At 69.7% G+C, this 17,304-nt stretch carries 16 protein-coding genes, 2 tRNA genes and 1 pseudogene; 8 read left to right on the forward strand and 11 right to left on the reverse strand.

Annotation, left to right across the window (positions count from 1 at the left end; translation table 11 throughout):
• Nucleotides 1–86: 86 nt before the first annotated feature.
• The 4 genes from rsrA to ACIQHQ_RS15040 all read right to left on the reverse strand — a co-directional run bounded on the left by rsrA (nt 87) and on the right by ACIQHQ_RS15040 (nt 2,811).
• The gene (rsrA, locus tag ACIQHQ_RS15025) at nt 87–398 is read right to left on the reverse strand and encodes a mycothiol system anti-sigma-R factor (RefSeq protein ID WP_402612341.1); all 312 of its coding nucleotides are present in this window, start codon (nt 396–398) and stop codon (nt 87–89) included.
• Nucleotides 395–1,081 (reverse strand): RNA polymerase sigma factor SigR, encoded by a 687-nt coding sequence (gene sigR / locus ACIQHQ_RS15030; RefSeq protein WP_030232305.1) that lies wholly within the window; start codon nt 1,079–1,081, stop codon nt 395–397. Before sigR ends, rsrA begins: the two co-directional genes overlap by 4 nt.
• 256 nt (nt 1,082–1,337) lie before the next feature.
• The gene (locus ACIQHQ_RS15035; RefSeq protein WP_402612684.1) at nt 1,338–1,985 is read right to left on the reverse strand and encodes an alpha/beta family hydrolase; all 648 of its coding nucleotides are present in this window, start codon (nt 1,983–1,985) and stop codon (nt 1,338–1,340) included.
• A 10-nt stretch (nt 1,986–1,995) separates the two neighbouring features.
• Nucleotides 1,996–2,811, reverse strand: coding sequence for an SOS response-associated peptidase (locus ACIQHQ_RS15040; RefSeq protein ID WP_402612342.1), 816 nt, complete (start codon nt 2,809–2,811; stop codon nt 1,996–1,998).
• Between the two features lie 50 nt (nt 2,812–2,861).
• On the opposite strand from ACIQHQ_RS15040, the gene ACIQHQ_RS15045 reads away from it, so the two are divergent.
• From ACIQHQ_RS15045 to ACIQHQ_RS15060, 4 genes are all read left to right on the forward strand, one after another.
• Nucleotides 2,862–3,584, forward strand: coding sequence for a M50 family metallopeptidase (locus ACIQHQ_RS15045; protein ID WP_402612343.1), 723 nt, complete (start codon nt 2,862–2,864; stop codon nt 3,582–3,584).
• Nucleotides 3,585–3,694: 110 nt separating this feature from the next.
• On the forward strand, nt 3,695–5,011 hold the full coding sequence (gene aroA / locus ACIQHQ_RS15050) for a 3-phosphoshikimate 1-carboxyvinyltransferase (RefSeq protein ID WP_402612344.1): 1,317 nt from the start codon (nt 3,695–3,697) through the stop codon (nt 5,009–5,011).
• Between the two features lie 17 nt (nt 5,012–5,028).
• A complete protein-coding gene (gene rsgA / locus ACIQHQ_RS15055) occupies nt 5,029–6,039 on the forward strand; it encodes a ribosome small subunit-dependent GTPase A (protein WP_402612345.1) in 1,011 nt (336 codons plus the stop codon).
• 154 nt (nt 6,040–6,193) lie between these two features.
• Nucleotides 6,194–6,517 (forward strand): DMT family transporter, encoded by a 324-nt coding sequence (locus ACIQHQ_RS15060; protein WP_402612346.1) that lies wholly within the window; start codon nt 6,194–6,196, stop codon nt 6,515–6,517.
• Nucleotides 6,518–6,524: 7 nt separating this feature from the next.
• Here the strand turns inward: ACIQHQ_RS15060 and ACIQHQ_RS15065 are convergent, their stop codons facing one another.
• The 3 genes and pseudogenes from ACIQHQ_RS15065 to ACIQHQ_RS15075 form a co-directional block, all read right to left on the reverse strand.
• Nucleotides 6,525–7,133 carry a TetR/AcrR family transcriptional regulator gene (locus tag ACIQHQ_RS15065; protein ID WP_402612347.1) on the reverse strand — a complete coding sequence of 203 codons (609 nt, stop codon included), beginning with the start codon at nt 7,131–7,133 and terminating at the stop codon, nt 6,525–6,527.
• Between the two features lie 219 nt (nt 7,134–7,352).
• On the reverse strand, nt 7,353–7,538 hold the full coding sequence (locus ACIQHQ_RS15070; RefSeq protein WP_402612348.1) for a hypothetical protein: 186 nt from the start codon (nt 7,536–7,538) through the stop codon (nt 7,353–7,355).
• Nucleotides 7,535–7,735, reverse strand: a pseudogene (locus ACIQHQ_RS15075) (ABC transporter); the annotation flags it as partial. The pseudogene ACIQHQ_RS15075 and the gene ACIQHQ_RS15070, both read right to left, overlap by 4 nt.
• Nucleotides 7,736–8,137: 402 nt before the next feature.
• On the opposite strand from ACIQHQ_RS15075, the gene hisN reads away from it, so the two are divergent.
• From hisN to ACIQHQ_RS15095, 4 genes are all read left to right on the forward strand, one after another.
• Nucleotides 8,138–8,938, forward strand: coding sequence for a histidinol-phosphatase (gene hisN / locus ACIQHQ_RS15080; protein ID WP_402612349.1), 801 nt, complete (start codon nt 8,138–8,140; stop codon nt 8,936–8,938).
• Nucleotides 8,939–9,633: 695 nt separating this feature from the next.
• Nucleotides 9,634–10,188, forward strand: a complete 555-nt coding sequence (locus ACIQHQ_RS15085) for a DUF1353 domain-containing protein (protein WP_402612685.1) — start codon at nt 9,634–9,636, stop codon at nt 10,186–10,188.
• 414 nt (nt 10,189–10,602) lie between these two features.
• Nucleotides 10,603–10,995, forward strand: coding sequence for a cyclic nucleotide-binding/CBS domain-containing protein (locus tag ACIQHQ_RS15090; protein WP_402612350.1), 393 nt, complete (start codon nt 10,603–10,605; stop codon nt 10,993–10,995).
• Between the two features lie 194 nt (nt 10,996–11,189).
• Entirely contained in the window at nt 11,190–11,606 is a 417-nt protein-coding gene (locus ACIQHQ_RS15095) for a Fur family transcriptional regulator (RefSeq protein ID WP_402612351.1), read from the forward strand.
• 150 nt (nt 11,607–11,756) lie between these two features.
• Here ACIQHQ_RS15095 and ACIQHQ_RS15100 read toward each other — a convergent pair.
• The 4 genes from ACIQHQ_RS15100 to ACIQHQ_RS15115 all read right to left on the reverse strand — a co-directional run bounded on the left by ACIQHQ_RS15100 (nt 11,757) and on the right by ACIQHQ_RS15115 (nt 17,255).
• Nucleotides 11,757–11,830: transfer RNA gene (locus ACIQHQ_RS15100), tRNA-Met, on the reverse strand.
• Nucleotides 11,831–12,130: 300 nt separating this feature from the next.
• Nucleotides 12,131–13,954, reverse strand: a complete 1,824-nt coding sequence (locus ACIQHQ_RS15105; protein WP_402612352.1) for a tetratricopeptide repeat protein — start codon at nt 13,952–13,954, stop codon at nt 12,131–12,133.
• 236 nt (nt 13,955–14,190) lie between these two features.
• Nucleotides 14,191–14,264, reverse strand: a tRNA-Met gene (locus ACIQHQ_RS15110).
• 57 nt (nt 14,265–14,321) lie between these two features.
• Nucleotides 14,322–17,255 carry a UPF0182 family protein gene (locus ACIQHQ_RS15115; protein ID WP_402612686.1) on the reverse strand — a complete coding sequence of 978 codons (2,934 nt, stop codon included), beginning with the start codon at nt 17,253–17,255 and terminating at the stop codon, nt 14,322–14,324.
• Nucleotides 17,256–17,304: the final 49 nt, after the last annotated feature.

Here is a 17,304-nt window from a genome sequence, read left to right on the forward strand (position 1 = left end):
CGGACAGCCCGCGGTTAGCACGTTCGAGTGACGCGTTCGAAGGGACTACCCACGCGGAGGGTGGGTAGTTGAAAAGCGCAGGAGTGTCAGGACTCCTGGGGCGCGGTGGGCGAGACCGTCACGTCCTGGTCGGGGACGGCCTGGCCGGAGCGGATCAGCTCGATCCGCCCCATGACCTTGTCCCGCAGGTCGCCCGGCACGTCGTCATGCCCGCAGCAGCGCTTGACGAGCTTCTTCACGGCCTGCTCGAGCCCGTACTTCTCGAGGCAGGGCGAGCACTCCTCGAAGTGGTGCTCGAACTTCACGCAGTCCGAGTCCGGCATCTCACGGTCGAGGAACTCGTAGAGATGATCGAGGATTTCGCTGCAATCCGTCTCGTGCGGCTCTCCGCAGCTCATGACCCCGAGCCTTTCGCTTCGTTCGACTCTCCGGCACCGGCCGGAACCATCCCGCGCTCACGGGCGTAGTCCTCCAGCATGCCGCGCAGCTGACGGCGGCCCCGGTGCAGCCGGGACATCACCGTACCGATGGGTGTCCCCATGATGTCGGCGATCTCCTTGTAGGCAAACCCCTCGACGTCCGCGAGGTACACGGCGATGCGGAACTCCTCGGGTATGGCCTGGAGCGCCTGCTTCACGTCCGAGTCGGGCAGGTGGTCGAGCGCCTGCGACTCCGCGGAACGCAAGCCCGTCGACATGTGCGACTCGGCACGGGCGAGCTGCCAGTCCTCGATCTCCTCGGCCGCGGAGCGCTGAGGTTCACGCTGCTTCTTGCGGTACGAGTTGATGAAGGTGTTGGTGAGGATCCGGTACAGCCACGCCTTGAGGTTGGTGCCCTCGCGGAACTGGTGGAAGGACGCGTAAGCCTTGGCGTACGTCTCCTGCACCAGGTCCTCGGCGTCGGCCGGGTTGCGCGTCATGCGCAGCGCGGCCGAGTACATCTGGTCGAGGAACTCGAGCGCGTCCCGCTCGAAGCGCGCACTGCGCTCCGCGGCCGTCTCCGCGCCCGTGCCGCCCTGGCCCTCGGGCTGCTCCGCCTGGCCGTTTTCGGTCCCTGCGTCGGTCCCAGTGACCGGACCCACCTCCTCGAGTGTTCTCGTGAGACCGATACCGGTCTCACCCGAATCGGAGGATAGACGACGATCCGGTCCGCCCGCCGCCCGAACAGGGGCGGTCTTGGCCGCGTGCAGCACCGTCCAGTCCAGGTCGGCGCGGCTGCTGCGGGTCGGGCAGATGGTCGAACCCATGCGGCGGACTTCCTCTCCTACGACGTCGGTGCTGGTCTCCAGCACGTACGCCCCGCACAACAGTGACCGCCGCCCCGGCATTCCCGAAGCTTTACCCGAGTGACCCGGCCCACCGCACCACCGCGTCCGTGATGAGGGCCACGGCCGCGTCCTGCGAGATCTCCGCACGCTTCGGCACGGCGAAGCCGTGATCTCCGTACGGGATCTCCACGAGTTCGTACCCACCCTCGGGGAACTCCTCCGGCTTGCCGAACGGGTCGTTGCCGCCCTGCACGACCAGGGTCGGCACCCCGGAGCCCAGCAACTCGTCGGCGCGGGACTTCTCCGGCTTGCCCGGCGGATGGAGCGGGAAGCTGAGCGCGAGCACGGCGTGGGCCCCCAGCTCGGTGGCGGTACGGCAGGCGACCCGGGCCCCGGCGCTGCGCCCGCCGGCGACGACCGGCAGCCCGGGAGCGGCCAGCGCGGGCCAGATGCCGCGCCAGCCGGCGTCCAGGGTCTTGGGGGCGGGCGCCAGCTTCTTCCCGGCCACCCGCCAGGGCTGCTCCACCCGGGCCACGGTCACACCGTGCGCGGGGAGGACCTCGGCCAGGGCTTTCAGGTCACGGGCCTCGATGCCGCCGCCCGCGCCGTGGCTGACCGCGAGGACGAGCCGGGCCTTTCTGGCCCGGTGCCAGGTGATGCGGGCGGTTCCGGCCTCGGTCTCGACGGTCCCGGTCGTCTCACCGGTCGCCTTCGTCACGTTCGTCACGTCAGAAGAGTGTGCCCTCTTCCGGTCCTTCCAGCTCCTTCAGCAGCTCCGGCCCGTTGTTGCGGACGTTGCTGACGGCCGTGGTGACCGGGTAGGCGCGCATCAGCCCGGCGGGCGGCGGGGCGAGCAGTTCGCGCAGCTCGTCGGCGTCCGTGCGGGACGGGTCCAGCCAGGCGTCCCAGCGGTCGGGTGTCAGCATCAGCGGCATCCGCGGGTGGATGTCGGCCAGTGCCCGCGGGCCCTCGGCCGGGGACACCGCGAGCGGGCTCTGCTCGGCCTCCGTGGTGATGACCGAGCACGTCACCCACCAGGACCGCGGGTGGTCGTCCGGCAGCGTCTTGTCCCGCCAGAACTCGTACAGCCCGGCCATGGCGAAGACCGACCCGTCCGCCGGCGTCACGAAGTACGGCTGCTTGCGGGGCCGCTTCTTCTTGCCCTCGACCTCCAGCTCGCGCTCCTGGCTGCCGGTGACCCACTCGTAGTAGCCGTCGGCGGGCAGGACGCAGCGCCGGGAGGTGAAGGCCCGGCGGTAGGACGGCTTCTCGTGGACGGTCTCCGCTCGGGCGTTGATCATCCGGGCGCCCCCCTCGGGGGTCTTCGACCAGGAGGGGACGAGTCCCCACTTCAGCGTGCGCAGCTGCCGAACCGGCCGCGGGTCGTCCGCGTCTTTCAGGGGGCGGTCGAGGACGGCGTAGACCTCTTTGGTGGGCGCCACGTTGTAGTCCGGCTCGAGGGTCTCCTCGGGCTCCCACTTCTCGACCTCAAAGATTCCTGCGAGATCCTCTGGCCTACGACTCGCTGCATACCGTCCGCACATACGTGCCACACTGCCAGATTCCGTACGACCACAGGGAGCCAACGCCACACATGGACAGCACCGCAATCGCCTCGCTCCCCTCCCTCTGGGACGAGGTGTCCGGCACGCAGCCCGACCCCGATCTGTGGGTGGTGATCGCGACCCTGGGCGCCGCGCTCGCCGTGGTGATCCCGCACGGCCTGTGGCGCATCTCCCGCAACGCCATCACCATCGCCCACGAAGGCGGCCACGGGCTCGTGGCCCTGCTCACCGGCCGCACCCTCACCGGCATACGACTGCACTCGGACACCAGCGGCCTGACCGTCAGCCGCGGCAAGCCGCACGGCATCGGCATGATCCTCACCGCCGCCGCCGGCTACACCGCCCCGCCCCTGCTGGGCCTCGGCGGCGCCGCCCTGCTCGGCTCCGGCCGCATCACGCTCCTGCTGTGGCTGGCGACGGCCCTGCTGCTCGCCATGCTGGTGATGATCCGCAACGCCTACGGCGCCCTGACCATGCTCGTCACCGGTGGTCTGTTCGTGGTGGTGTCCTGGCTGGCCGGTCCGCAGGTGCAGGCGGCGTTCGCTTACGCGGTGGTGTGGTTCCTGCTGCTCGGCGGGGTCCGCCCGGCCTTCGAACTCCAGGCGAAGCGGGCCCGGGGCGGGGCCGGCGACTCGGACGCGGACCAGTTGTCGCGGTTGACGCACGTACCGGCGGCGCTGTGGTTCTTCCTGTTCCACGCGGTGTCGCTGTGCTCGCTGCTCGGTGGCGGCCGCTGGCTCCTGGGTCTGTGACAGCCGGCCCGAGGGGTGCGGGGCCTCCCTCTTGAGCGGCTGCGCGCTCGCGGCGCCACCGGCCCCGACGGCGCCGCACCCGGACCACGGCCTGCTTATAAAGTAAAGGCATGGCCCCGAACACCGCAGACACCGCCCTCTGGCCCGCCCCGCACGCGAGCGGAGCCGTCGACGCGACGGTCCACGTGCCCGGGTCCAAGTCCGTCACCAACCGCGCCCTGGTCCTCGCCTCGCTTGCCTCCGAGCCCGGCTGGCTGCGCCGGCCCCTGCGCTCCCGCGACACCCTGCTGATGGCCGGGGCGCTGCGCGCGATGGGCATCGAGATCGAGGAAGGCGTGGGCCCCGACGGCACCGGCGAGGCCTGGCGGGTGCTCCCCACGGACCTGCGCGGCCCGGCCCGGATCGACGTCGGCAACGCCGGCACGGTGATGCGGTTCCTGCCGCCGGTCGCCGCGCTGGCCGACGGCTCCGTCCGGTTCGACGGCGATCCTCGTTCCTACGAGCGACCGCTGAACGGCGTCATCGACGCGCTGCGTCAGCTCGGCGCCCGCATCGACGACGACGGTCGCGGCGCGTTGCCGATGACCGTGCACGGCAGCGGCGCCCTGGACGGCGGCACGGTCGCCGTCGACGCCTCCTCCTCCTCGCAGTTCGTGAGCGCCCTGCTGCTGTCCGGCCCGCGCTTCAACCAGGGCGTCGAGGTCCGCCACACCGGCGCCACGCTGCCGTCCATGCCGCACATCCGCATGACCGTCGACATGCTGCGCGCGGTCGGCGCCCAGGTGGACACGCCCGAGTCGGGCGGCGAACCGAACGTCTGGCGGGTCTCGCCGGGTGCCCTGCTCGGCCGGGACCTGGTCATCGAGCCGGACCTTTCGAACGCCCAGCCGTTCCTGGCGGCGGCGCTGGTGACCGGCGGCAAGGTCGTCGTCCCGGACTGGCCCTCCCGCACCACGCAGCCCGGTGACCGGCTGCGCGAGATCTTCACCGAGATGGGCGGCTCCTGCGAACTGACGGAGTACGGTCTGACGTTCACCGGCTCCGGCTCGGTGCACGGCATCGACGTCGACCTGAGCGAGGTCGGCGAGCTGACGCCGGGTATCGCCGCGGTGGCGGCCCTCGCGGACTCCCCGTCGACCCTGCGCGGCGTGGCACACCTGCGGCTGCACGAGACGGACCGGCTGGCCGCGCTGACGAAGGAGATCAACGAACTCGGCGGCGACGTCACGGAGACCGCCGACGGTCTGCACATCCGCCCTCGCCGGCTGCACGGCGGGATCTTCCACACCTACGACGACCACCGCATGGCCACGGCCGGCGCGATCATCGGCCTCGCGGTCGAGGGTGTGCAGATCGAGAACGTGGCGACGACGGCCAAGACCTTGCCGGACTTCCCCGACCTGTGGACCGGGATGCTCGGGGCGTAGGACGCGGGGATCACGTCATGCGCCGCTATGGCAAGCACACCGACGAGGACGACATCCGCACCCGTCCCGGCCGCCGCAACACCCGGCCCCGGACGAACCTCCGCCCCAAGCACGAGGACGCCGCCGAGGGCCTCGTCCTCACCGTCGACCGGGGCCGCCTGACCTGCCTCGTCGAGGACCGCGTGGTCATGGCGATGAAGGCCCGTGAGCTGGGCCGCAAGGCGGCCGTGGTCGGCGACCGGGTGGCTCTCGTGGGTGACATGTCGGGCAAGAAGGACACGCTCGCGCGGATCGTGCGCATCGAGGAGCGGACCTCGGTCCTGCGCCGCACCGCGGACGACGACGACCCGTACGAGCGCGTGATCGTCGCCAACGCCGACCAGCTGGCGATCGTCACCGCCCTGGCCGACCCGGAGCCCCGCCCCCGGCTGATCGACCGCTGCCTGGTCGCGGCCTACGCCGGCGGCCTGGCCCCCCTGCTGGTCCTGACCAAGTCGGACCTCGCCCCGCCCGACAAGCTCCTGGAGCTGTACGGCCACCTCGACATCCCGCATGTCGTCACCAGCCGCGAGGAACTGCAGAACGGCAGCGCCGTCGCCCGTGTGCGCGAACAGCTCGACGGGAAGATCACGGCGTGCGTCGGTCACTCCGGTGTCGGCAAGACGACCCTGGTCAACGCACTCGTCCCGGAGGAACGACGCCGTACGACGGGACACGTGAACGCGGTGACGGGCCGGGGCCGGCACACCACCACCTCGGCCCTGGCGCTGCCGCTGTCGGGCGGTGACGGCTGGGTGATCGACACCCCGGGCCTGCGGTCCTTCGGACTGCACCACGTGGATCCGTCCCAGGTGATCCACGCCTTCCCCGATCTGGAGCCGGGCACCGAGGGCTGCCCGCGCGCGTGCAGCCACGACGAGCAGGACTGCGCGCTGGACGCGTGGGTGGCCGCCGGGCACGCGGATCCGGCGCGCCTGTACTCGCTGCGGCGACTGCTGGCCACGCGGGAGCGGACGGAAGGCGACTGACCTCCGCGTTGTTTGTCCTGGCGCGCGGACGGTAAGTGCATAATCGCACCCAAGCCGGATGCGGGCCCGGCCGAGCCGGACGAGCGTCAGATCGGTGTGCCCGCGGTGAAACTGACGAAGCGGTCACTGAACGTGGGATACGGGAGGACGACTCATGGCGTGGCTGCTGGTCATCGTGGCCGGGTTGCTCGAGACCGGCTTCGCGGTGTGTCTGAAGCTCTCGCACGGCTTCACCCGTCTGTGGCCCACGATCGCGTTCTGCGTCTTCGCGCTCGGCAGCTTCGGGCTGCTGACGCTCGCGCTGAGAAAACTCGACGTGGGCCCCGCGTACGCGGTGTGGACCGGCATCGGGGCGGCGGGGACGGCGATCTACGGCATGGTCTTCCTGGGTGACCTGGTGTCTACGCTGAAGCTCGTGTCGATCACTCTCGTCATCATCGGCGTGATCGGGCTCCAGTTGTCGGGGTCGGCGCACTGACCCCCTGTCAGCCCGGCTGCCGCTGAAGGGCGCCGCGGACCAGTTCGGCCACACCGCCCTCGCCCGGTGGTGCAGCCACGCAGGACAGGGCGAGCCGCACGGCGAGTTCACAGGTGCGGGCCAGGTCGGCGGTGTCGGACTTGGGCGTGCCGGGTCCGGCCAGGACGGTGACCGCCCGGTCGCGCACCAGGGCGACGAAGTCGCCGGGTGAGGGCAGCGGCCCGTCGGCGCGGCGCTGGGCCGGTACGGCGGAGGCGGATGCCACGGACAGCAGGGCGGGAGCGGGCAGCCGCTCACTCCAGCAGCCGGTGAGCAGGGCGCGCACGAGGAGGTTGTCCCGGGCCGCGGAGGTGGTCCACTCGGCGGTGGCGGTGAGACACTCGCGGGGATCGCTGTACCCGGCGAGAGCGCGTTCCACCCCGGCGAGATATCCGTCGGCCTCTCGCCGCACGAGCGCCCGGGCGAGGCCGTCCTTACTGCCGAACTCGTTGTAGAGCGTCTGCCGGGACACTCCGGCCGCCGCGGCCACGTCGACCATCCGTACGGCGGACCACGACCGGCGCGCCAGCGCCGTGTACGCCGCGTCCAGTAGAGATTCCCGCGCTGCAGGCATCATCGCCTCCCCTTGGGGCGAGCGGCTCTGCGCCCAGATTTGACGCGCGCGGCACCGCTGTCAAGGGTTCGCGAGTGGGCGCGGGGGCGTGTTTTCGGCCTTGTCGCGCGGCCCTGTTGACCCATGCACCGTGCCTCGCCCGTGTCTGCGGACCGGCCACGCACTCCGGCGGGATGCCGGTGTACGCCGCCCCGGGGTGGGGCGCCGGCGGGGCCCGCGTGGTCACGGCGGGATGCCGGGCTGGTTCCAGCCGATCGCCGAGGACCAGCGCGTCGAGCGGGACGAAGAGCAGCAACCGTTGATCGGTGTGAGCAGCAGGTTCAGCGGGAGAGGTGCAGCGCCGGGCGTGCTGGAGTCGCGGCGCGGCATGGTGTGGCCGAGTCGCACGGCGAGGGCGAGGGAGTTCATCGGGTGGTCGCCTTGGGCCGGTGGGGCTTGCCCGGCTGGTCGGTGCTGCCGGTCAGGGCGAAGAACACGTCGTCGAGGTCGGGGGCGTGGACGGTCAGTCCGCCCGCTTCGATGCCGGCGGTGCCGAGCCGGTCGAGGAGGGGGCGCAGCGCGCCCTGGCTGCCGTCGCTGGGGATCTGCAGGCCGAGCATGTCGTCGTGCGGGTGACCTCGCGCTAGGTCGCGGCGGCCTGCGGGTCGGGGTGAGGGCATGGCCGCCGACGGGGATCTCGCGCTTGCGGGGCCCGGGGAGACCAGGGAGGAAAAGATCTTGACGATGGTGGTCTTCCCGGCGCGTTCGGGCCGAGCGGGCAGAAGTTCGTTCCGTCCGGGACGGCCAGGTGGACGCCGTCCCGGACGGTCTTGTCGCTGCAGGACTTCCGCAGCCGGTTCGCCGTGATGGCCAGGTCGCTCACGCCAGGCCCGAGACGGTGCCGGGCGGCACCGCCGAGCGGGCCCGGATCATCGGCCCTCGCGGCCCCGGCGCCGGAGCCGCACCCTTCCCCCACCCTCACCAACCCCCTGTAGCCCCACCCCCACCTCGGCAGATAGGTTCGTTGCATGCCCGACTACCTCGACGATCTGCGTCTCGCCCACGTCCTCGCCGACGCCGCCGACGCCGCGACGACGGACCGGTTCAAGGCCCTCGACCTCAAGGTCGAGACCAAACCGGACATGACCCCGGTGAGTGAGGCGGACAAGGCCGCGGAGGAACTCATCCGCGGCCAGCTCCAGCGTGCCCGCCCCAGGGACGCGATCCTCGGCGAGGAATACGGAGTGGAGGGCACCGGCCCCCGCCGCTGGGTGATCGACCCGATCGACGGCACCAAGAACTACGTGCGGGGCGTCCCCGTCTGGGCCACGCTCATCTCGCTCATGGAGGCCGGCGAAGGCGGCTTCCAGCCCGTGGTCGGCGTCGTCTCCGCCCCCGCCCTGGGCCGCCGCTGGTGGGCCGCCAAGGGCCACGGCGCGTTCTCCGGCCGCAGCCTCACCAAGGCCTCCCGGCTGCAGGTCTCGCGCGTCTCCAAGCTCTCCGACGCCTCCTTCGCGTACTCGTCGCTCAGCGGCTGGGAGGAGCAGGGCCGTCTGGACGGCTTCCTGGACCTCACCCGCGAGGTGTGGCGCACGCGCGCGTACGGCGACTTCTGGCCGTACATGATGGTCGCGGAAGGCGCCGTCGACATGTGTGCCGAGCCGGAGTTGTCCCTGTGGGACATGGCCGCTACCGCGATCGTCGTCACCGAGGCCGGCGGCACCTTCACCGGACTCGACGCCCGACCGGGCCCGCACAGCGGTAACGCGGCCGCGTCGAACGGCCTGCTGCACGACGAGCTGCTCGGATTTCTCAACCAGCGCTACTGATGGCGTTTGCGTTCTGACTTGTGGGTTCCCCAGCAGTGCGAACACCTGTCGCCCGGCGATGAGCTTCACCTGCCGGACGACGTGAACCACGCCCTCGACGAAGTCCACGTCTTCGGCCGCCAGGCCGAGCACCTCGCCTTGGCGCATGCCGCACCCGCCGGCCAAGTCCACCACAGAAGGGGAGGGCTCGCGGTGCACGCGCACTTCTCCCGTCCACCCTGCCACCAATTCCGGCGGCGGCCGCCAAAGCGAGCGAAGTACATCGACAGGCGCCGTGACGACACCGACGGAGAGCGACCTTCCCCCAGCACGGCACGTCCCTGTGTCAGCGCGCCAACCAGATCAAGGTCCGTGCCCGGTTTCCGGTCATCTCCTGAGCCGCAGTGTCGGCAAACTGTTGCGCAGTCACCAGATGCGCCCTGGCCAACACACGCTCGCTCGGGTGCGGGTCATAGAAGGCCCTACCGCCTCCCCATACAGGTGATTCGATCGCGAAGTACATGGCGCCGGTGAGTTCTACGGGGATGGACAGCTTCGGCATTGCGGATTGCGGCACCGAGCTACTGGGCCAGGGCGCGTGAGGTCTACCGACGTGCATCGCTTTGGACATCCTCTAAGATGCGCAACACCTTGACCTGAGGGATAATGGTACAGGGGCATACAGAAAAACCAGGCCAATCAGCGGGGTGTTCGAGATGCCGTTCACGGGTGAGGTCTCGATAACGCAAGTCGATGATCAGCGCTGGGAATTGGATTCTCCACTTAGGCACGCGAGCGAGAGCGGGACGTTCACGGTACCAAAAGGCTTCAAAACCGATCTCGCTTCAGTTCCGCGACACTTCGTGTGGCTCTTCCCTACATATGGCCGTTACACCAAAGCAGCAATTCTGCACGACTACCTCGTCAAAAAGCCTCCCCCTGAGGACCGTCCACCCGATATGAACCGCTCCAAAGCTGATCATATTTTCCGGTGCGCCATGCTGGAGTTGGGTGTGCCATTTGTGCGCAGATGGATGATGTGGAGTGCGGTTCGAACCCAAGGCCTTCTCCGCAACACAGGACCAGCAGAGTTTGCCTCGTGGCTGATTGTACTGGTGCCATCGGTTGCATTCTTGATAGTCCCATTCTTGGTCTTGAGTCTATGGCTGATACTATTCAAGATTATTGAAAGTATCTTCTGGGTCGTCCTGAAACCAATCAGTGGGTTTACCAAAGAGCGCGTCAATCGCCCTACGGTCCTACCTCAGTAAAAGATTTCCAATCCTTTTGGGACCAGGTATGGGAATGGACTGGGGTGCGTGAGCGGGAAAACCAGGAGCCCGCGGAAGCCCGCTTGCGGCCGGAGAGCTGCTGACAAGGACGGGGGGCAGCGCTGCGCCTCAGCGCACCCCAGCCTCTGGGCCGTCTGTGGGCCGTCCGAGGAAGCGCTTCGACGGCCCACAACGACCAATGCCGACCGCAACGATGCAGCTCAGCTAGCGGCAGGCTGAGACATCTGCACTCGGCTGGCCAGGCCAATCAGAACCAGCGCTACTGAGCCCCCGTTGTTACCGAGCGCCCCCTTGTTGACCCTCCCTCTGCCTGCCACTCTGAGAGTCCCCCCACTTGTGCATTTGTGAAACCTGAACGAACGGCGGGGAGACTCCCAGGAGGTGGCTCCATCCATGCTCGTCCGTGACGCCATGAGCACTGTCGTCCTCACGATCGGCCCGACCCACACGCTGCGTCAGGCCGCCGCGCTGATGTCCGCGCGCAAGATCGGGGCGGCCGTGGTCCACGACCCCGACGCCGGCGGCATCGGCATCCTCACCGAACGCGACATCCTCAACTCCGTCGGCCTGGGCCAGGACCCGGACACCGAACGCGCCCACGCCCACACCACCACCGACGTCGTCTTCGCCGCTCCGACCTGGACCCTGGAGGAGGCGGCGGGCGCCATGGCACACGGCGGCTTCCGGCACCTCATCGTGCTGGAGGGCGGTGAACCGGCCGGCATCGTCTCGGTCCGCGACATCATTCGCTGCTGGGCACCGGCACGCCAGCGCGTTCCGGCATGACCGCGCGGACGGGCCGGGCCTCCTTCGGGGTCCGGCCCGTCCGCCACAGTTCACCGGCGAGCCGGGTGGCCTGCGGCTGGCCAGCCCACCCCGAGCCAAAGCCGGGCCCTATCATAGACAAGGTCTAAATAAAGTTAGGTTCTAAACTCACACCTGTTCGGGACCTGGTCCCCTTAGCTGTTAGGCTGGTGGCCATGAGTGACCTTCTGGAACGCCTACGCGGACGCGGATGGCGGATGACCGCGCAGCGGCGCGTCGTGGCCGAGGTCCTCGACGGCGAACACGTCCATCTGACGGCCGACGAGGTCCACGCCCGGGCCGTCGCCAAGCTCCCCGAAATCTCCCGGGCGACCGTCTACAACACACTCGGTGAGCTCGTGACCCTCGGCGAGGTGCTGGAGGTCTCCACCGACCAGCGCGCCAAGCGGTACGACCCGAACGCCCACCGGCCGCACCACCACCTGGTCTGTGCCCGGTGCGGCGCGATCCGGGACGTCCACCCGATCGGCAACCCGCTGGCGGACCTCCCCGACACCGAGCGCTTCGGCTTCACGGTCTCGGACGTCGAGGTGACGTACCGCGGCGTTTGCCCGAACTGCGCGGCCGCCTAGCACTCCGGCTGACAAGCCCCGACACCGATGGGTGCCGGGGCTTTGCGCTGCCCGCCGACTCGGCGACCTCCAGGGCGACGGCAACGGGGGCGCGACTGCGGAAAACACCTGGGGCCGGAACCCTTTCGGATTCCGGCCCCAGGCCTTCAGTAGCGGGGACAGGATTTGAACCTGCGACCTCTGGGTTATGAGCCCAGCGAGCTACCGAGCTGCTCCACCCCGCGTCGATGAATGCAACGTTACGTCAATGACGAGGACGGATGCAAATCGCTTCACGGCGAGCGGTTCGCGGCGCCGCGAGGACAGCGGCCCGACTGCGGCACCCGCGGCGAATCGGGCCACGCAACCCGCCGCCGGTATCGGTACGGGTGCTGCCGGGCACCATGCAGCGGCGGCTGCGCCGGCACCGGACAGCCCGGTCCCCTGTACCGACCGTCGAGCACCGCGCAGCCCGGCCCTCGCACCGGCACCGGACAGCCCGACCCCCTGACCCGACGTCGAGCACCACTCGGCCCGGTCCGGCCTCAAGCCGACAGTTCCTGCCGCAACGCGTCCCTCAAGCGCTCCGCCCTCTCGGTGACCGACGCCGGTCCCAGTGACACGGCCCGGTCCGCCCAGCGCTGCCCTTCCGCGAGCTCACCCCGACGCGCGTAGACCAGGGCAAGCCGCAACGCGGCCCGCCCGTGCCCCGCGTCAGCCGCCCGTGTCCACCAGACCGCCGCCTCCGGCTCGCTCCCCTCCCGGGCCAGCAGCAGCCCCAGATTGAACGCCCCGTTGCGGGACCCGGCCTCGGCCGCCTCCCGGTACCACCGAGCCGCCTCGACGACGTCGCCCCGGGCCGCCGCCAGCATGCCGACCCGGACCTGCGCCCGCCGATGCCCCTGGGAGGCCGCCCGCTCGTACCACTCCTCACACTCACTCCGCCGGTGCACGGGCTCCCCGAGCTCGTGCGCGGGCTCCGGTGGCCGACGGGCGTCGAGCACGGTCGCCAGCCGGTACGCGGCCTCGGCGCTCCCGCCCCCGGCCGCACACCGCAGGTGCCGCTCGGCCTCCTGCTCGTCGCCGTCCCGCAGCCTCGCCATACCGACCTGGAGCGCCGCCTCGGTGTGCCCGGCCGCGGCGGCACGCTCGTACCAGCGCAGCGCGGCCTGCTCCTCGCCCCGCCCGGCATGCAGGATGCCGAGGTTGAAGGCGGCGTCCACGCTCCCCGCCTCCGCGGCCTTGGAGAACCAGGGCTCCGCGCCCGTCTCGTCGCCGGCCCGCAGCAGCAGGATCGCCAGCGCGTTCGCGGCCTCCCGGTGCCCGGCGTAGGCCGCGCGCCGGTACCACTGCTCGGCCTGCGGGGTGCGCCCCTGCTCGGCGCAGAGCAGGCCGAGGTTGTACGCGCCGTTGACGTCACCCGCGTCCATCGCGGCCCGGTACCAGCGCTCGGCGGTCTGGGTCTCGCCCCGCTCGGCGTGCAGCGCGCCCAGCGCGTTCGCCGCGTTGCCGTCACCGTCCTGGGCGGCCCGCAGCCACCAGACGGCGGCGTTCTCGGTGTCGCCCGCGTCCCGCAGCAGGAAGCCCAGCGCGCAGGCGGCCCGCGCCTCGCCGTCCTTGGCGGACGTCAGGTACCAGCGCCCGGCCTCCTTGAGCTCGCCGCGCCTCTCCAGGATCGTCCCGAGGTGCAGCGCGGCCCGCCGGTGGCCGCGCGCGGCGGCCTGCCGGTACCACTGCTCGGCCTCGTCGGCCCCCTGGACACCGTTGTCGCCGTCGGCCTCCCGCGTCGCCTTCCGGTCCAGGGCCCGCGCCAGCCGGTACGCCGCCTCCCGGTGCCCGCGCTCGGCCGCGACCCGCATCCACTGCTCGGCCGCGGCGTCCCCGCGGTGCTCCAGCAGATCGGCGAGCGCGTACGCGCCCAGGGTGTGGCCCTGCTCGGCGGACTGGCGCAGCCAGTACTCGGCGGCGGGCTCGTCGCCCCGCTCGCGGTGGTGCCGGCCGAGGGCGTGCGCGGCCGCCGTGGATCCGGCGACGGCGGCGATCCGCCACCATCCGGCGGCCTCGTCGGCGTACCCCCGCTGATGCAGGAGGACTCCCAGATTGTTGGCGGCCGCCCGGTCGCCCGCGGCTGTGGCGGCACGCAGATGAGGCTCGGCACCGTCGAGATCACCACGGCGCAGCAACATGGCCCCGAGGACACTCATCGCCTCGACGTCGCCGGCCTCCGCAGCGAGCCGCTGACGCAGCTCCTCGGCCGCCTCATCGGCGATCTCCCCGGTCTCGTCCGGGGTCTCGGTGTCCTCCCGGCTGGAAGGCTGCACAAAACGCCCTGTCTCGAACAGAGTTGCCTTGTCCCCCATAACGTCCATCGTCGCACCACCTGCAACCTGGGTACACCTGGTATACCGCAGCCAGTGAGGTCACTTCAGCGTTTTGTCGACATGCCCACAGAGAGACAAGTCAAACACAGATTGCCCAACTCCCCCCGGCGGCACGGCCGCAGTCTGCGCCAGCACATGCGTTCACACACATCACGAAGGCCCGGATTCCTGTGTGGAATCCGGGCCTTCGGTGTCACTCTGCCACTCGGACATCGCGACTTCAGTAGCGGGGACAGGATTTGAACCTGCGACCTCTGGGTTATGAGCCCAGCGAGCTACCGAGCTGCTCCACCCCGCGCCGTTGTGTTCACAACCGTATCACGGCGCGGGACGGGCATTTGACCAGGCCAGGGGCCTAACTGCTCGGCTTGGGGCTCGGGCTGCTGCTCGGCTTGCCGCCGGGCTTGCTCTCGCCGCCTCCGGCGCCGCCCGTCCGGCTCGCCTCGGCCTGCGCGTCCTCGGCCCGCTGCAGGGCCTCCTCGAGGTCCTTCTGCGCCCGGCCGTAGGCCTCCCAGTCGTTCTTCTTCAGGGCCTCCTGACCCGCGTCGAACGCCTTCTGGGCGTCCTCCAGGGCCTGTTGGACCGACGGGTCCTCGGACGTCGGCGGTGGCGTATCGCCCTTGTCCGGCGGCTCGGTGGCCGGACCCTCCGCTCCGAAGACCTTGTTGAGGGCCGCGTCGAGGGTGTTCTCGAAGGCGGTCTGGCCTCCGTAGGTGACCAGGATCTTGCGCAGCAGCGGGTACTTCAGTCCGCCACCGCGTACGTAGACCGGCTCCACGTACAGCAGTCCTCCGTCGAGCGGCACCGTCAGCAGGTTGCCGTACTCGACCTCGGAGTCGCCGCCTCTCAGAAGCCTGATGGACTCGGCGATGTCCTCTTGGGAGTTGAACTGACTCTGGACCTGCTTGGGTCCGTTGACCGTGGTGTTGGTCGGCAGTTTCAGGATTCTGATCTTGCCGTAGTCACTGGTGCCCGCCTCGGCGTCGACCGCCATGAACGCGCTGAGGTTGTCCCGGCCGTTGGGCGTGAAGGTCGTCGTCAGCGAGAACGCCTGTGCCTTCTGGTCGGGCATCTTCATGCTCAGGTAGTACGGCGGCACCGCGCTGCCCGACCGGTTCGTCGGGTCGTCCGGCACCTGCCACACCTCGCTGCCGCTGAGGAACGTCGTCGCGTCCTTCACGTGGTAGCGGGTGAGCAACTCCCTCTGGACCTTGAACAGGTCCTGCGGGTACCGCAGGTGGTCCATCAGGTCCTTGGAGATGCCGCTCTTGGGCTCCACCGTGTCGGGGAAGGCCTTCATCCAGGTCTTCAGGACCGGATCCTTGGTGTCCCACTGGTAGAGCTTGACCTCGCCGGTGTACGCGTCGACGGTCGCCTTCACCGAGTTGCGGATGTAGTTGACCTGATTCTGCTGGGCCACCACCGCGCGGTTGTCGTTGGTCGCGGTCAACGAGTCGGCCGTCGTGTCACCGAGGGTCGTACGAGAGGAGTACGGGTATCCGTTCGTCGTCGTGTACGCGTCGACGATCCACTGGATCTGACCGTTCACGACCGCCGGATAGGCGTCGCCGTCGATCGTCAGCCAGGGGGCGACCGCCTCGACGCGCTCCTTGGGTGTTCGGTTGTACAGGACCCGCGACCCCTCGCCGATGGCGCCGGAGTAGAGGATCTGCGGCTCGCCGAACGCCACCGCGTACGCGGCGCGGTTGACCGGGTTGGAGAGGTTGACCCCGCTGTCACCCTTGTAGCTGGTGGTCTTCTCGCCCTTGTCGTCGGAGTAGTCGATCTCCTTCTGGGGACCGCCGACGATCGAGTACGTGGTCGTCTTCTCGCCGTAGTACACCCGCTGCTCGTACGTGCCGAGGTTGCCCTTGGAAGGCAGGTCGGACTCCGTGAAGACCGGCCGGCCCTGAGCGTCGGCGCTGGTGCCCTCGGCGGCGACCACTCCGTATCCGTGCGTGTAACGGAAGTGGTTGTTGATCCAGTTCTTCTTCGGGATACCCGCCAGGTTCACCTCACGCAGGCCGATGACCGTGTCCTGGTCCTTGCCATCCTTGGTGTAGCGGTCGACGTCCAGGTTGTTCGGGAACGCGTAGTAGTTCCTGATCTGCTGGAGCTGCTGGAAGGTCGGCGAGACGATGTTCGGGTCCACGATCCGGATGCTCGCCGTGGAGTCGACGTCGTCGCGCAGCGTGGTCTTGTCCTCGGTCTTGCTCGTACCCGAGTAGTCGGTGACCTGGGTGCCGTCGATGCCGTAGGCCTTGCGCGTCGCCTCGAGATTCTTCTCGACGTACGGCGCTTCCTTGGCCTGCTCGTTCGGCTGGACCTGGAACTTCTGCACGATCGCCGGGTAGAGGCCGCCGATGAGGATCGCGGAGAGCACCATCAGGCCGAAGCCGATCACGGGCAGCTGCCAGGTACGCCGCCACAGGGTGGCGAAGAACAGCAGCGCGCAGATGACGGCGATGCAGAACAGGATCGTCTTGGCCGGCAGGTAGGCGTTGGCGTCGACGTACCTCAGGCCCGTCCAGTTGTCGGTCGCCCTGAAGTCGCTGGACTTCACCGCGAGTCCGTACCGGTCGAGCCAGTACGCGACCGCCTTCAGCGCCACGAAGACGCCGATCAGCACCGACAGGTGCCCGGTGGCCGCGGCCGTGGCCCGGGCGCCGGGGCTGGTGACGCGCAGGCCGCCGTACAGGTAGTGCGTCAGCGCGGCGGCGATCACGGACAGGATCGCGGCGGCGAAGCCGAAGCCGAGCAGGAACCGGTACCAGGGCAGGTCGAAGGCGTAGAAGGAGACGTCCAGCTTGAACTGGGGGTCCTTCTGGCCGAAGGGCACGCCGTTGACCCACATGAGCCAGGTGCGCCACTGGCCGGACGCGGAGGCGCCGGCGATGAGGCCCACCAGGGCGGTGATCCCGAACAGCAGCCACTTCTTGTAGGGCGCGATGCCCATCCGGTAGCGGTCGAGGTTCTGCTGCTCCATCGACATGGCGCTCAGCGGCGGGCGCAGCCGGTGCGCCAGCCAGATGTTGAAGCCGACGGCGAGGGCCATCAGCAGGCCGAAGACGAAGAAAAGCCCGATCTTGGTCCACAGGGTGGTGGTGAAGACCGAGGAGTAGTTCACCGACCGGTACCAGAGCCAGTCCGTCCAAAAGCCCGCGAACATGGTGAACGCCATGCCGAGAACGGCCAGGACGCCCAGCGTCATGAGCAGGGTCCGGACACGCCGGGACGGGCGGCCCACTCTCATCCGCGGCCCTGTCGGGCCTCCGCCGCGGTCCGGCATCTGGAAAGCCAAGGTGCGCACCTCGAAGTTCGCTGTTGATTCGTCAGGC

Source organism: Streptomyces sp. NPDC092370 (assembly GCF_044755265.1).
GTDB lineage: Bacteria > Actinomycetota > Actinomycetes > Streptomycetales > Streptomycetaceae > Streptomyces.